This window comes from Tidjanibacter massiliensis (assembly GCF_900104605.1).
GTDB classification, from domain to species: Bacteria; Bacteroidota; Bacteroidia; order Bacteroidales; family Rikenellaceae; genus Tidjanibacter; species Tidjanibacter inops.
The window spans coordinates 751,434-767,273 of the sequence record NZ_LT629960.1 but is presented as its reverse complement, the minus strand read 5'-3'; the positions used below and the strand labels follow the sequence as shown (position 1 = coordinate 767,273).

Here is a 15,840-nt window from a genome sequence, read left to right as displayed (position 1 = left end):
CCTTTATTCCTTTTCTGGTCAAGCGATGACAAATATATTAAAAATAAAGGTTAAAACGCCCGTATTACAGGGAAAAAGCCTAACTTTATTTGCCGTATGGCCCGATTCATGCGGCGTGCGCGAAAGATGGCGGAAAGACTGAAGATAGTAAAGGACGACCCGTGGCTGGAACCGGTCGAAGGCGAATTGGAATATCGCCGGAAGCTGTACCTTGATGCCCTGAAGGAGATAGAAGAGGCGTCGGAAAGTATCGCCGACTATGCCGATGGATACCTGTATTTCGGTTTCCAGCGCGACGAGGAGGCGCACGGATGGTGGTTCCGCGAGTGGCTGCCGGGGGCATGGGAGGTGTTTCTGTTCGGTGACTTCAACGGTTGGGAGCGGCGCAGCCTGCCGCTGGCCAGGGGAGCCGACGGTGTGTGGAGTATTTTCCTTTATGACGGCGATTGGGGCAGGGGTCTGAAACACGGCTCCCTGTACAAAATACTCGTGCACGGCGAAAACGGCTGGCACGAGCGTATTCCCGCCTATGCGCGTCGCGTGGTGCAGGACGACGCGACGAAGAATTTCACGGCGCAGTTCTGGAATCCGGAGCCGTTCGATTGGACGGGCGACTGTTTCGATATCGGCAATCTGCCTACGCTTTACATTTACGAAAGCCATGTAGGCATGGCGGTCGAGCAGGAGCGGGTCGGCAGTTATGCCGAATTTGCCCGCGACGTGTTGCCGCGCATCAAGAGGGCGGGATACAATACAGTGCAGCTGATGGGAGTGGCCGAACATCCCTATTACGGCAGTTTCGGTTACCACGTATCGAGTTTTTTCGCCCCTTCGTCGCGTTTCGGAACGCCGGAGGAACTCAAGGCTCTCATCCGAAGCGCCCATGCGCTCGACCTGGCCGTGGTCATGGATTTGGTACATGCGCATTACGTCAAGAATCTGAACGAGGGGCTGAACGGGCTCGACGGTACCGACTGCCAATACTCGCCGTCCGGCGAGGAGGGATATCAACCTTATTGGGACTCCAAGCTGTTCGATTACGGCAAGCCGCAGGTCAGGCATTTTTTGCTGTCGAACATCAAATACTGGCTGGACGAATTTCGTTTCGACGGTTTCCGTTTTGACGGCGTTACTTCGATGATATACCGCCATCACGGTTATACGGAGTTCGACAGCCGCGGGAAATATTTCGGGCCCGACGTGAACCGTGCGGCCCTGACTTATCTGACTCTGGCCAATACGCTCGTCCACGAGGTGCGGCCGTCGGCGGTGACGATAGCCGAGGATGTGAGCGGTATGCCGGGGATGTGCATTCCGGTCGGCGACGGCGGGGTGGGGTTCGATTACCGGCTTGGCATGGCGGTTCCCGATTTCTGGATACGGATGCTGAAGGATGTGCCGGACGAGGATTGGAATATCTGGGATATCTGGAACATTCTGACCGACCGGCTGCCTGTAGTCCGGACGGTGGCGTATGCCGAATCGCACGACCAGGCGATGGTAGGAGACCAGACCATTGCTTTCCGTTTGATGGACAAGGAGATGTATACCGGTATGGCGTGTGGCGTCAGGAATATCGTCGTGGAACGGGGAATTGCGCTTCATAAGATGATACGCCTGGTGACGATTGCGCTGGGCGGACAGGCTTATCTCAATTTCATGGGAAACGAGTTTGGCCATCCGGAGTGGATAGATTTTCCGCGCGAGGGGAACGGATGGAGTTACAGGTATGCCCGGCGACAGTGGTCGCTCGCCGACGATGCCGGCCTGCGCTATGCGCAGCTCGGCCTTTTCGACCGCGACATGCTCGATATGGTGGAACGCAACGGCATCATGCGCAGCGGATATGCGTATAATCACCTGATGGATACGGCAGCGAAGACGATGGTTTTCAGCCATGGATGCGTCCTGTTCGTATTCAATTGGCACCCTTCGCTGAGCATTGCCGATTATATAGTGCCTGTGCCGGAGGCGGGGCGTTACCGAATCATTCTCTCTACGGACGACCTGCGTTACGGAGGACAGGGGCGCAACGACCGGTCGGTCGCCCATTTCAGCTTCCCGGTGACGGATGACGAGGGAGTTACACGGCATTATATTAAGGTGTATAATATATGCCGTACTGCAGTCGTCTATAAAATCATCCGATAGCGGAGCCGGGCTGTACCGGTTCGATGTCGCCGATGCCGACATACCAGATGTAGCCGGATACATCGGCGTATCCCATCTGCAAGAGGAGTTCCATGTAACGTGCTACCTGCCGTCCGTAGCGGGACTGGCGTTTCAGACCGAACTTGTAGTCTACGACCACTGCACGCCCCTCTTTTATCATCACCCTGTCGGGACGGTAGCCTCCGCCGCCGGGAACGAGGAGGTCGTTCTCGTTGCGAACCGTTTCCCAGTCTCCACTGAACCAAGCTTTCACCGTATCGTTTTCCAGGGCCTTGTCGAGCGACGAGCGAAGCGTTGCAGCTTCTTTCGCCGAAACGGAACCGTTGTTCTCCAGCGCTTCGATGCCCCGGCGGATGTCGTCCGTATTGTCCGCCTGCTCGAATAATCGGTGGAGCAGGACGCCATAGTTACGCGGCGACAGCCTGTCATCCGCGACTCCCTCTTCGGCATAGCGTTGCGAATCGAAGCGGACGGCCAGCCGTCCGGAGATGTCGGTCGTCCCGTAAGCTGGGAGTACGGGCGGTTGTACGGGTTTCGTTTCGGAGGGGCCGGAAGGGGTTCCGAACAGGATGGAGAAGCCCTCCTCTCCTTCGACAACCTTTCCGCAGGCATCGCCTAGGCGGGCCTCCCCGCCGCTGCGCGATATGACGCTGTCGAGCAGGGTGCCGATGCGTTCGCTCTCCGTGCGTCCCGGAACGGGCAGCATGATGTGGAGCTCTTCGCGGGCCCGTGTCAATGCTACATAGAAGAGGTTCAGATTGTCCACATGCGACATGACGTATTCGCGGTAGTAGTCGGCAGCGAAGTGGGAGTTTTCCATCGCCTTTTTATAGTGTACGGGGAACTGTCCGACGGCAGCTGGCGGGGAGTCCTCTTCCGCCCCCGACCACACGACGGTACCGGTCTTGGTCGTCAGGGACCAATTGCAGTAGGGAATGATGACGGCCTTGTAGCCGAGCCCTTTGGAGCGGTGGATGGTGTCGATGGTGATGGCGTTTCCCCCGGAGGGCATCGGGATGGATTTGGTACTGCCTTTTTCTGTCCACCACGACAGAAAAAGGGGAATGTCCGCCACGTTCGATTTCGTGAAAGCGATTATCTGTTCGTGGAGGGCCTGCAGGTAGGAGATATCTTCGTCACTGCAGCCGAGCCCGTAACGCATGACCGTGTTTTCAAATGCCTCTTCGGGCGGCATCAGCCGCAGCCGGAGGAGAAACTCCGTATCGTTTCGGGTGAGCCGTTCGCCGAATCCGCGGCCGAGGAAACGGTTGTAAATGGCCCGGTGAATGGAGTCCTCCGGATTGCCGGCGAGCCGCAGGCAGGATATGACGAAATTCACGACGGGGGAGCGGCCGATGACCAGCGCGTCCTGTGTGATGACGTCGTATCGGTAAGGCGACTCCGGATGGGTGCGCTTGTGTTCGAGCAGCATGGATGCGATGCGTGTCGCCTCCGAGTTGCGCCGCACGAGAATAGCAATGTCCCCCGCTGCGTAACCGCGTTCCTGCAGCCGTTCCACTGTCTCCACTACCGGGGGGCCGGTCGTCTCCCTCTCTGTGCCGTAATAAGTGACGGTCACGTAGCCGCCGGTATTGCGCTCGTCCGGCACCTGCACGGCATCGGCGTAGGCTTCGGCCACGGTTCCGCGGAGCTCGTCCCGCAGTTCGGTCCCGATACGGCCGGCTGCGTGTGCATCGTCGAGCAGTGCATCTATCCGGTCGTTCTCCGACCGTGCACAGGCCGATACGGCTGCGTTGATAAAACGTACCACTTCGCTGCGGCTGCGGTGATTTTCGCGCAGCGAGGTTTTGACTACGTGGTCAAAAGCCTCTTCGGCCCTGCGGGCGAGGATACTCCAGTCACCCCCGCGCCAACGGTAGATGGACTGCTTCACATCTCCCACGAGCATCACGGGCGTGGTTTCGGACTGTGCCGTGGCGTTGCGCAGCAGCGGCAGGAAATTCTCCCACTGCATGGCGGAAGTGTCTTGGAACTCGTCTATCATGAAGTGCGAGTAGTAAGTGCCCGCTTTCTCGAAGACGAACGGCGTGTCGTTGCCGGAGATGAGCCTCGCCAGCATGTCGTTTATTTCGGAGATGTGAACGATGTTCTCCTCTTTCGACACTTCGGCGACCTTGGCCTGCAAGTCGCCCAGCAGTGCGAAGTTGCGGTAGTTCTCTTTGAGCAGGGAGGCACTGTTGATAAGCCGGATGTTGGTGTCGTAAGCCTCGGCAAGTTCAGCAAGCAGTTCGGTGAGCTGCGGTGCTATCGCTTCAATCTGTGTCTTTTTGGGCGATTTGGCCGTGCACCACCGGCCGTTGGCGATGGTGTCCGTCACCCGTTTGCCGTAAGGGGCTATCTCTCCGCCGGCTATCTTGGCGGCGTATCCGGCAGGACCCATCCGACCGTTGCTGAAGTCGCTTATGTCGAGGCCGTTTTCGGCTGCCAGGTCGAGTATCCGGCGGGCAGGGGCCATGATGGCATGTTTTGCCCGTGCGGCCTGTGCCGTCGCTTCGGCGACGATTTTGCCGAGTGCCTCCTTGCCTTTGTCCCAGCCGTTGCGTCCGCGTTTGTACTCCTCCTTGAAGAGTTCTCCGCCGAGGTTCAGCAGTTCTCCGCGGATGTCCCATTTCCGGCCGTCCTCTATCCGGTCGTTCACGAAAGCGGTTATCCACTCCCGCAGCGTATCGTCGGATGTTATCTCCTCTATCATTCTGTCCGCCGCACTGCCGAGCAGGGTTTCCACCGGAAGTTCGAGGTTGAAGTTGAGGTCGATGCCGAGTTCCCGGATGAAGGAACGGATGATGCGCTGGAAGAATTTGTCGATGGTCAGGACGGCGAAGTGGCCGTAGTCGTGCAGTATCAGGCTCCGTACCGTGGCCGCCCGTGCCCGGATATCGGCTGCCGGGAGGCCGAGCTCCCGCTGCAGCATGGGCATGTATTCCTTTTCATCGCCGCAGGCGAGGTCGTTGATTTTCGACAGGATACGTCGCTTCATCTCTTCCGTCGCCTTGTTGGTGAACGTGACAGCGAGGATGTGGCGGTAAAGCGGCGGTTCGGCGACGACATTCCGCACGTATTCGTATGCGAGGTTGTAGGTCTTGCCCGAACCGGCCGATGCACTGACTATTTTGACGTTGCCCATTGCTGATATATTATTGCCACGATAAAAGTAGTGAATAATGGCCGGAACTCGGCCTTCGGTTGGATTTTTCGGCGGAAAAGCGCTAACTTGGCGTGCCGGAACGCCCGCAGGGGTTCTTCCCGGAATACGGTTATGGAAACTTTTCTCGGCAATGTGGCCCGTTCGCTTTACGACGAATTCGGCGAAGATATATCCTCCGTCCGGATATTGCTGCCCAATACCCGTTCGAGGCTCTTTTTCCTCGACGAACTGGGGCGTCTTATCCGGAGACCCGTATGGCAGCCCCGTTACACTACGGTGGACGAGGTGATGCGCAGTCTGGCGGGGTACGCACCGGTGGAACGGGTGCGTGCCGTGGCGGAGCTTTACAAAGTCTATTCGCGCTATCACAAGGAGGGCTTCGATTCGTTCTATTTCTGGGGAGAGGTGCTGCTTAACGACTTCGACCAAATCGACAAGTACAGGGTGGATGCCGACATGCTCTTCTCCAACCTGCGCGACCTGAAGGATATGGACGGCGACCTCAGTTATTTCAACGAGCAGCAGCGGGCTGTGGTGCGCCGTTTCTGGGAGGCGTTCGGCGCGGAGGAGGGGTATTCCGACGAGAAACGCGATTTCCTGAGTATCTGGCGCAGTCTGCGGACGATATACCACGAGTTCCGGGAGCGCCTGGCGGAGCTGGGGCTCGCTTATACGGGGATGATGCACCGCCGGGCTGCGGAGCGGCTGCGGAGCGGCGAGGTGTCGGCGGACGATGGCCGTCCCGTGGCCGTCGTGGGTTTCAATGCGCTCTCGGAGTGCGAAAAGGTACTTTTCGACCATTTGCGTAATGTATGCGATGCGCGGTTCTTTTGGGACTGCGACGACTATTATATGCAGGACCGGCATCAGGAAGCCGGGCTTTTCGTGCGGGAGAATATCGCCCGTTACGGACAGGTGGCGGGGTTCGTGAACCGTACGGATAACTTCGTGCAGCCGAAGGAGGTGACGGCCGTTTCCGTCCCGTCGGGGGCGCTCCAATGCAAATATGCGGCGGACTTTCTGCGTGACGTCATCGCCCGTCAGGGGTATGCAGGGAAGGAGACGGCCATCGTTCTGACCGACGAGAGCCTGTTGCTGCCGTTGCTTTACGCGATTCCTCCGGAAGCGGGCGAAATCAACGTGACGATGGGCTATCCGCTGCGGCAGACCCTTGCGTACAGTTTCGTGGAACGCCTGCTGCGGCTTCAGACACATGCCAGGCGCAAGGGCGGGACATCGGCTTTTTATCATGCCGATGTGACGGGTATTCTGTCTCATCCCTTTGTCGTGGAGCTCGAACCGGAGCAGGCCGGTCGGCTTAACAGTGAAATCGTTGCGCGTTCGCATATTTACGTCAAGGCGGCCGATCTCCGACAGGGGGCGTTGCTGGAGACCGTTTTCACCGAACACGGGGAGTGGCGTGAGGTGGCCGAATGGGTGATGGAGGTGCTCTCCGCCGTTGCCGGGAACGGGGAGGATGAGGAAGCCCGGCTGCGGTACGAATATGTCGGCATCATTTCGGATACGCTGCGCCGGCTTGCCAATTCGCTGGAAGGGTGCGGCGTGGAGATGGATGTGCCGGTGTTCGCGTCGCTCGCCCGGCGCATGCTCCAGAATCTCCGGGTACCTTACGAAGGCGAACCGCTTCGGGGCATCCAGGTGATGGGGATACTCGAAACGCGAAACCTCGATTTCCGCAATGTCCTGCTGCTGTCGATGAACGACGACAACTTTCCCGGCAATCCGGCGGCTTCGTCGTCTTTCATCCCCTATAATCTGCGGCTCGGTTACGGACTGCCCACTCCTCAGCATCACGATGGGGTATATGCCTACTATTTCTACCGGCTTCTGCAGCGGGCCGAGCGGGCGGATATGGTTTACAGCTCCCGCACCGACGAGAACAGTACGGGCGAACCGAGCCGATATATCTATCAGTTGGAATACGAATCCCCCCATACGGTACGGCACAGGGAGATAGGGTTGGATGTCGGTATCGCGGTCCCCGAACCGATTGTCGTGGCGAAAGACGAAGCGGTGGTCCGCCGGTTGGAACGATATCTCGGTAGCGGGGGCGAGACCCTTTCTCCCACGGCACTGAATACCTATCTGGAGTGTCCGCTGAAGTTCTATTTCCGGTATGTGGCAGGACTGAAACCGGAAGACGAAGTGGTGGAGGAGGTGGATATGCCGATGTTCGGCACCATTCTCCACAAGACCATGGAGCTGCTTTACACACCGTTGATAGACGTCCCTGCACCGGAACAGACTATCGGAAAGCTGATAGGGTCGGATGCTGTCGCCGATACCGTCGAACGGGCTATTTCCGAAGTCTATTTCCACGGAGGGGAGACAAACCGCAGCGAATACGAAGGCAATCTGTTGCTGGTGCATGATATCGTCATCCGTTACGTGAACGGCAACCTGCTGCCGTTCGACAGCCGGTTGCGGGATTTTACCGTGGCGGCTCTCGAACAACGGCTGACGGCGCCGTTCGCGTTCGGCCCGAAAGGAAAACATGCGGTGACCTTCAGCGGGCTTGCCGACCGTGTGGACCGAATAGCAGGCGGACGCATTCGAATAGTGGACTACAAAACGGGAGCGCCTCATACGGATTTTGCCGGTGTAGCGGCGCTGTTCGGGAAGGAGTCCGGCGAGAGGAACCCGGCAGTACTCCAAACGCTGCTTTACTCCATGATGGTCACCCGTATGCAGGAGGCAGGTGAAATGGAGGGGACGGATGTCTGCCCGTCGCTCTATTATGTACGGTTGATGAACCGGCCGGACTACTCGCCGCTGCTCAACCTGAAGGACGGTCGGAGCATTACCGGTTACGGGCCTTACAGGGAGGAGTTCGAGGCGTATCTCGACGGATTGCTGACGGAAATGTTCGATGCGTCGGTGCCGTTCCGCCAGTGCGGGGATACCAGGCCGTGTACCTTCTGCGACTTCGCACCCGTATGCCGCCGCTGACCGGATACCCGGAAATGTGGATTTCGATAGCGGGCCGTACCTGAAATTGGTTATTGTCCGTCCGACTATTTTTTCCCACCTTTGTGGGCTCAAATAATAGATTCGATATGCGTCTTTCCGACTTGAAGACAGGGCAGAGCGCCGTTATTCTCAAGGTGCTCGGCCATGGGGGATTCCGGCGCCGCATCATGGAGATGGGATTCGTGCGGGGCAAGCGGGTGGAGGTTTTGCAAAACGCTCCGCTGAAAGACCCTATCAAGTACAAGGTGATGGAGTACGAGGTTTCGCTGCGTCGCAGCGAAGCCCAGATGATAGAGGTGATTACGGAAGAAGAGGCCCGGGATATGGCGTTGCAGGCGGAAAGTATCCGCGGCACGTCTGCGGCCGAGGCGATGGAGCGGGCAGTGGACCGTTCCCGAAAGCGGATAAACGTGGCGTTGGTGGGCAATCCCAATAGCGGAAAGACCTCGCTGTTCAATATCGCGTCGGGCAGTCACGAACATGTGGGGAATTACAGCGGTGTCACCGTAGGCGCCAAACTGGGGCACATGCGTTACAAGGGATATGAGTTCAATATATACGACCTGCCCGGAACTTACGCGCTGTCGGCCTATACGCCGGAGGAGGTGTATGTCAGGCGCCAGCTTTTCGAACATACGCCGGATGTGGTGGTGAACGTCGTTACGGCTTCGAACCTCGAACGCAACCTCTACCTTACTACGGAATTGATTGATATCAACCTGCGGATGGTCGTGGCACTCAACATGTACGACGAACTGCAGAACGACAAGGCGGAGCTGGATTACCGGCTGCTCGGCGAACTGCTCGGCGTTCCGATGGTGCCGACCGTTTCGAAGACGGGCAAAGGTATCGACGAATTGTTCGATACGGTGATAGCGTTGTATGAAGACAACGGTCAGGACACCCTCTCGCACCATATACACATCAATCACGGGGCCTGTATCGAGGAGAGTGTCGGACGTCTCGCGGCCGGAATGAAGAAAGACTCCTCGCTGGCGAACTATCACACCCGCTACCTTGCGTTGAAGATGTTGGAACGTGACCGGGAGGTTGAGAGGCTGCTGTCGTCACGGGCCGGTTACGCCGAGTGGGTCGGTTTGCGCGACCGGGAGGTGGAACGTATCGAGAAAGAGCTGGGAGAGGACATCGAGACGGCCATCGCCAATGAGAAATACGGTTTCATAGCGGGCGCCCTGAAGGAGACCTATACGCCGGGAACGCACGAAAAGGAGAAGACGACGAATATCATTGATACCATCGTCACCCATAAGGTGTGGGGATATCCGATATTTTTCTTCATCATGTGGGTGATGTTCGAGGCGACATTCGTGCTCGGCGCATACCCGATGGAGTGGATAGAGCATGGTGTCGGTGCGTTGGGAGCATGGCTGGGGAGGATTATGGCCGACGGCCCGCTGAAAGACCTCGTCGTGGACGGCATCATAGGCGGTGTGGGGGGAGTTATCGTCTTTCTGCCCAATATCCTTATCCTCTATCTGTTCATATCCCTCATGGAGGATTCCGGCTATATGGCCCGTGCGGCATTCATTATGGACAAGATAATGCACAAGATAGGCCTGCACGGCAAGTCGTTCATTCCGCTCGTCATGGGCTTCGGATGCAACGTACCGGCCATTATGGCCACGCGTACCATCGAGAGCAGAAGCAGCCGGTTGATTACCATTCTGATAAACCCCTTCATGTCGTGCAGCGCACGGCTGCCGGTCTTTGTGCTGTTGGCCGGCGTCTTCTTCCCGGCCCATGCCGGTACGGTGCTGTTCTGCCTTTATCTGTTGGGTATCGTAGTGGCTGTCATTACGGCGAAATTGCTGCGAAGATTCCTTTTCCGGAGAGATGATACGCCTTTCGTCATGGAATTGCCGCCTTACCGGGTTCCTACGTCGCGGAGCGTCCTGCGGCACATGTGGGAGCGGGCAGCCATGTACCTTCGGAAAATGGGCGGTCTTATCCTCGTGGCCTCCGTTTGTGTCTGGTTCCTGAGTTATTTTCCGCGTCATGACGACCCTGTGATACAGCAGGAGGATTCCTATATTGGTCGAGTAGGACGGTTCACCGAACCCCTCGTCGAACCGCTGGGACTCAATTGGAAAGCCAGCGTGGCGCTGCTGACGGGGGCTGTCGCCAAAGAGGTGACGGTGAGTACGCTCGGCGTGCTGTATGCCGGTACGGACGATGACGGCGATACGGCGGTGCTGTCACAGCGGTTGACCGAGGTGAATCCCCAAACCGGCGTATCCGATTTCAACAAGGCCAACGCCCTGTCGTTCCTTGTTTTCGTATTGCTCTATTTCCCCTGCCTCGCATCGCTCGTAGCGATAAAGCAGGAGGCCGGAGGATGGAAATGGGCGGCGTTCTCGTTCGTGTACAATACGGTGGTGGCGTGGATAATCGCCTTTGTCGTGTATCATATAGCGGTATTGTTGATATAGAAGGAGGTACGGAGATGTCTGGACAGATGATAATCGTCTATGTTATAGGTGTGGCGGTAGGGGCCTACCTTGTGTATAGGATATATAGAGTCGTGGCAGGGAAAAGACGGGGAGGAGGATGCCCCAATTGCTGCAGCGGGGGGAAAAACTGCTGCTGCGGGGAGTCCGAAAAGCGGGCTGGTGGAGCCGGCAGGGAGCGTTAGGTCCATCTTCGTCGAAACAGATTGAAAGGGCAGGAGCGTTTCCGCGCTCCTGCCCTTTTTGTCGGGATACGTTATGGAATGTGGCGCGTGGCGAATCAGTCGAACGACTGCATGCCGCTCTGTGCTATGCGTATCAGCCGGTGGTACTCGGCGGGAGAGAGCTCCATGAAAAAATAGTTGACGGGGTCAACAGGCTGGCCGTTGTAGATGACTTCGTAGTGGAGGTGCGGGGCGAGCGAGAGTCCGGAGTTGCCCGAAAGGGCGATGATGTCTCCCCGGTTTACTTTCTGTCCCCTCTTGACCGATGTCTTGCTGAGGTGTCCGTAGCGGGTTTGATAACCGTTGCCGTGGTCTATCGTTACGGTCAGTCCCGTAGAGGAGTTCCGTCGGGTAGCCTCCGTGACCGTACCGTCTGCCGTGGCAAAGACGCGGGAACCTTCCGGTACGGTGAAGTCGACGCCATTGTGTTGCGACAGGCTTTTGTAAAAGGGATGTATCCGCATTCCGAACGAAGCGGTCAACAGGGTGAGGTCGTTGTTGATGACGGGCTGTATCGCCGGTATGGCGTCTGCCGCGCCGTCGAGGGCCGATGCGTTCCCGCGGATACTGTCGAACGAGCGGGAGAGGTTGTCCAATCCCTCTTCGAGAAGTGCCGTGTGTTCCAAAAGATGGGCACCGAGGCTGCTGTTGCTCATCGAGAGCAGTCGCTCCATCCTGTTCCAGCGTGAAGAGGCGTATTCGTCGAGAACGTAAGGTTCCGATTCGAATAGGATGCCGAAGACGTTCCGGTCCCGCTCCTCCACATTGTCGAGTACGGCCTCCACCTCTTCGAGGCGTTTTGAGAGTGCCTCGTATTCGCGCCGCATGGCTTCGGTCGATTTACGCATGCTGTACTCCTGCGGGGTATCGAAGAAGAAAGAGAATACCACATAATACAATACTCCGGCACCGAGCAGGACGAACAGGTTGATGAAGAGACGGAAAATCCTTCGCTTCACGACCGTGCGCCTCTCCTCCAGCGGAGGGAATATCTTATGCTGCCTGCCCATACCGTTATTCGAATATTTCGTATGTGGTCTCCCGTGCCGCCCGGATGATGCGTTCGAACTCCTCGTCGTCCATATCCCTGCGGAAGTAGTTGATGGGGTCTACCGTGTGTCCCATGTAGATTACCTCGTAATGGAGGTGCGGGCCGGTTGAGGCTCCGGTGTTGCCGACGCGTCCGATTTGTTCGCCGCGGGTGACGTGCTGCCCCGGCTCCACGTCTATCTGGGAAAGATGGGCATAGCGTGTCTTGTAACCGAAACCGTGGTCGATAAGTATCTGCCTGCCGTATCCCCGATTGCGGAAACCGATGTCGGTGGACTGCACGACACCGTTGCCCGTCGCGTAGACCGGGTCGCCTATTTTTGCGGGAAGGTCGATGCCGTCGTGTTTGATGTATCTTTTATAGATGGGGTGCATCCGGCCTCCGTAGGCACCGATGCTGTTGCGCAGGTCTCGTTTGTCGATGGGCCATATGGCCGGGATGGCGGTGGCCATGTGTTCTTTGTCCGTGGCAAGAAGCTGCAGTTCGTCGAGAGAGCGCGACTGCAGGTAAGTGCGGCGCGTCACCCGGTCGAGCCGTTGCCAGCTTGCCTTTATACGGTCGCCGTAGGGATAGGCATCGAGGTATGCGTAAACGGAATCGGGATAAGGCACATAGATACCCGTTATGTCGAGGGAATCGGCTCCGAAGAGCGGTCTGTAAACGCTGATGTCCCGTTGGTGCATGGCATCCAGACGCTCTGCGTCTTCGCGGATACGGTCGTCGAGCAGGGCGTACCGCAGCAACAGCTCCTCATTCTCGCGTGCGATGCGGTCCATTTTTGGAGTATGGAAGACGAACGAGAAAAGAAGATTGACGATACATACCGTGATGATTACCACCAGTCCTTTCCGCAACAGGCGGTATATGCGCAGACGGAGCGGTTCGCGCACCTCTTCGTATGTCAGCGTCTCCGGATTGAACCTGTATTCCTTTCCCGGCATCCGTCAGTATCCCCCTCTTAAAATATCGTGTAGAATATTCGCGGTCTATTTGACAGACCGGATATACAAAATTAGGCGATTTTGCGTAATTTTACAACCTCGTTTTCATCGCATATGCGGAGCATCGGCTTCGCGACGGACAACTTGGAAGAATAACGTAACGGATAATCGGAATAGTATATCTACCTGACTATGGAATCGAACAGGATAAGGGAGACCTTTCTGGATTTTTTCAGAAGCAAGCAGCATACCATCGTACCTTCGGCACCGATGGTCGTAAAGAACGATCCGACGCTGATGTTTACCAACGCCGGCATGAACCAGTTCAAGGATATTTTCCTCGGCAACAGCCCTGCCAAATACCCCCGTGTGGCGGATGCGCAGAAGTGTCTTCGCGTATCGGGCAAGCACAACGACCTCGATGAAGTGGGGCATGACACCTATCATCACACCATGTTCGAGATGCTCGGCAACTGGTCGTTCGGCGACTATTTCAAGAAAGAGGCTATCGAGTGGGCGTGGGAGCTGCTGACGAAGGTGTACGGGCTGCCCGAAGACCGGTTCTATGCGACGGTATTCGAAGGAAGCGAGGAGGACGGTGTGGCGTTCGACAGCGAGGCGTATGCGTATTGGAAACGTTTCTTTCCCGAAGAGCGGATTTTGCGCGGCAATAAAAAGGATAATTTCTGGGAGATGGGCGATACGGGTCCCTGCGGTCCCTGCAGCGAGATTCATTTCGACCTGCGTTCGGACGAAGAGCGTGCCGCGAAACCCGGACGGGAGCTGGTGAACCGCGACCATCCGCAGGTCATCGAGATATGGAATCTCGTCTTCATGCAGTACAACCGCAAGGCCAACGGTACCTTGGAAGAGCTTCCTCACCGTCATGTCGATACCGGTATGGGGTTTGAAAGGCTCTGTATGATAATGCAGGGCAAGCAGAGCAATTACGATACCGATGTGTTCCAGCCGCTTATCCGGAAGATAGCCGGGATGGCGGGCAAACGTTACGGGGACGACCCCCGCAGCGACGTGGCCATGCGTGTCGTGGCAGACCACCTGCGGGCAATCGCCTTTTCGATTGCCGACGGGCAGCTGCCGTCGAACGTGAAGGCGGGGTATGTCATCCGCCGTATCCTGCGCCGTGCGGTACGTTACGGATATACCTATCTCGGATTCAACGAGCCGTTCATCTGTCGGCTGGTGGATACCCTCGCCGAACAGATGGGAGGGCAGTATCCGGAGCTTGTCGCCCAAAAAGGGCTTATCGTAAGCGTTATCCAGGAGGAGGAGAGCGCTTTCCTTCGGACGCTTTCCACCGGCATCAATCTGCTCGACGGCGTCATCCGCCGGGCCCAGGCCGACGGTGTGAAAGAGATAAGCGGCAAGGATGCTTTCCTGCTTTACGATACGTACGGCTTTCCGATAGACCTGACCGAGCTCATTTCCCGGGAGCACGACATGGGGGTGGACCTCGCCGGGTTCGAACGGGAGTTGGCTGCACAGAAAGAGCGTTCGCGCAATGCCGCCGCGGTGGATACGGACGATTGGGTACAGGTACATCCCGTGGAACAAAGCGAGTTCGTCGGTTATGATACGCTGCGTGCCGAAGTCCGCATCGCCCGTTACCGTCGCGTGACGACCAAGGGAAAGACCTTTTATCAGCTCGTCTTCGACCGTACGCCTTTCTACGGCAATTCCGGCGGCCAGGTAGGTGACAGCGGCTACATAGGGAGTGCGAACGAACGGATTACGATAGTCGATACGCAGAAGGATAACAACCTGACGGTACATATTGCCGAGACACTGCCGGAGAATCCTGCGGCCGATTTCATCGCCGTCGTGGACGAGGGGAGGCGTATCGCTTCGGCGAACAACCATTCGGCCACACACCTGCTCCACCGTGCCCTTCGTACCCTGCTCGGTACGCATGTGGAGCAGAAAGGGTCGCTCGTGAGTCCCGATTATCTGCGGTTCGACTTTTCGCATTTCCAGAAAGTGACGCCCGAACAGATTCGGGAGGTGGAACGGATGGTGAATGCGATGATTCGTGCCAACTATCCGCTCGAAGAGAACAGGAACAGTACGATTGACGAGGCGAGAAAGCAGGGGGCGATGATGCTCTTCGGTGAGAAGTACGGCGAGGTGGTACGTACGGTACGTTTCGGCGATTCGATAGAACTGTGCGGCGGAACGCACGCTTCGGCTACCGGTAATATCGGTTATTTCCGGATTCTTTCCGAAAGTGCCATATCGGCCGGCGTGCGCCGCATCGAAGCGGTTACGGGTGCGAAGGCGGAGGAGTTCGTGTATGTCATGCAGGATACCTTGCAGGGTATCCAGCAGTTGGTGAACACGCCTTCCGTGATGCAGGCGGTCAGAAAGATGTTCGAGGATAATGCCGAGCTGCATCAGAAATTGGAGGCACTGATTAAGGAAAAGATAGCTTCGTTCGTCGAGACGATGGGGTCGGAGCTGGCCGTTTCGTCGGATGAAGTGACGGTGCGTGTGGCGGAGGTTCCCTTTGCCGGGGAACATTTGCGCGACGTGGCCTTCATGCTTCGACCGCGTCTCCGGAATGTGGCGATGGTATTGGGGACGAAGGCCGACGGCAAGGTGAATCTGGCCGTCGTTCTCGGAGACGATGTCGTGGCGCGAGGACTCAACGCATCCGAAATAGTGCGCGAGGCGGCCAGGGAGATACAGGGCGGCGGCGGCGGTCAGCCGTTCTTCGCCATGGCGGGCGGTAAACGTCCCGAAGGGCTCGACAGGGCGATGGAGGCGGCCGAACGGCTTATCAATACCAAATTGGGAAGATAATCCATCT

General features: G+C 57.3%; 7 protein-coding genes. 4 read left to right on the top strand and 3 right to left on the bottom strand.

Annotation, left to right across the window (positions count from 1 at the left end):
* Positions 1–96 precede the first annotated feature (96 nt).
* The gene (locus BQ5361_RS04305) at positions 97–2,151 is read left to right on the top strand and encodes an alpha-amylase family glycosyl hydrolase (protein WP_081976861.1); all 2,055 of its coding nucleotides are present in this window, start codon (positions 97–99) and stop codon (positions 2,149–2,151) included.
* Here the strand turns inward: BQ5361_RS04305 and BQ5361_RS04300 are convergent.
* Positions 2,141–5,317: a UvrD-helicase domain-containing protein gene (locus BQ5361_RS04300; RefSeq protein ID WP_035473878.1), complete on the bottom strand. Its 3,177-nt coding sequence runs from the start codon at positions 5,315–5,317 to the stop codon at positions 2,141–2,143. The two genes, BQ5361_RS04305 and BQ5361_RS04300, sit on opposite strands and share 11 nt — an antisense overlap.
* A gap of 132 nt (positions 5,318–5,449) precedes the next feature.
* Here BQ5361_RS04300 and BQ5361_RS04295 point away from each other — a divergent pair, with 132 nt between their 5' ends.
* Both BQ5361_RS04295 and feoB read left to right on the top strand, forming a co-directional pair.
* Entirely contained in the window at positions 5,450–8,308 is a 2,859-nt protein-coding gene (locus tag BQ5361_RS04295; protein ID WP_035473875.1) for a PD-(D/E)XK nuclease family protein, read from the top strand.
* A gap of 107 nt (positions 8,309–8,415) precedes the next feature.
* Entirely contained in the window at positions 8,416–10,779 is a 2,364-nt protein-coding gene (gene feoB, locus BQ5361_RS04290) for a ferrous iron transport protein B (RefSeq protein ID WP_035473873.1), read from the top strand.
* A gap of 298 nt (positions 10,780–11,077) precedes the next feature.
* Here the strand turns inward: feoB and BQ5361_RS04285 are convergent, their stop codons facing one another.
* Both BQ5361_RS04285 and BQ5361_RS04280 read right to left on the bottom strand, forming a co-directional pair.
* Positions 11,078–12,031, bottom strand: a complete 954-nt coding sequence (locus BQ5361_RS04285) for a M23 family metallopeptidase (RefSeq protein ID WP_022063614.1) — start codon at positions 12,029–12,031, stop codon at positions 11,078–11,080.
* A 4-nt stretch (positions 12,032–12,035) separates the two neighbouring features.
* Positions 12,036–13,013, bottom strand: a complete 978-nt coding sequence (locus BQ5361_RS04280; RefSeq protein ID WP_022063613.1) for a M23 family metallopeptidase — start codon at positions 13,011–13,013, stop codon at positions 12,036–12,038.
* Positions 13,014–13,205: 192 nt separating this feature from the next.
* Between BQ5361_RS04280 and alaS the strand changes: the two genes are divergently transcribed.
* Positions 13,206–15,833: an alanine--tRNA ligase gene (gene alaS / locus BQ5361_RS04275; protein ID WP_035473871.1), complete on the top strand. Its 2,628-nt coding sequence runs from the start codon at positions 13,206–13,208 to the stop codon at positions 15,831–15,833.
* Positions 15,834–15,840 lie beyond the last annotated feature (7 nt).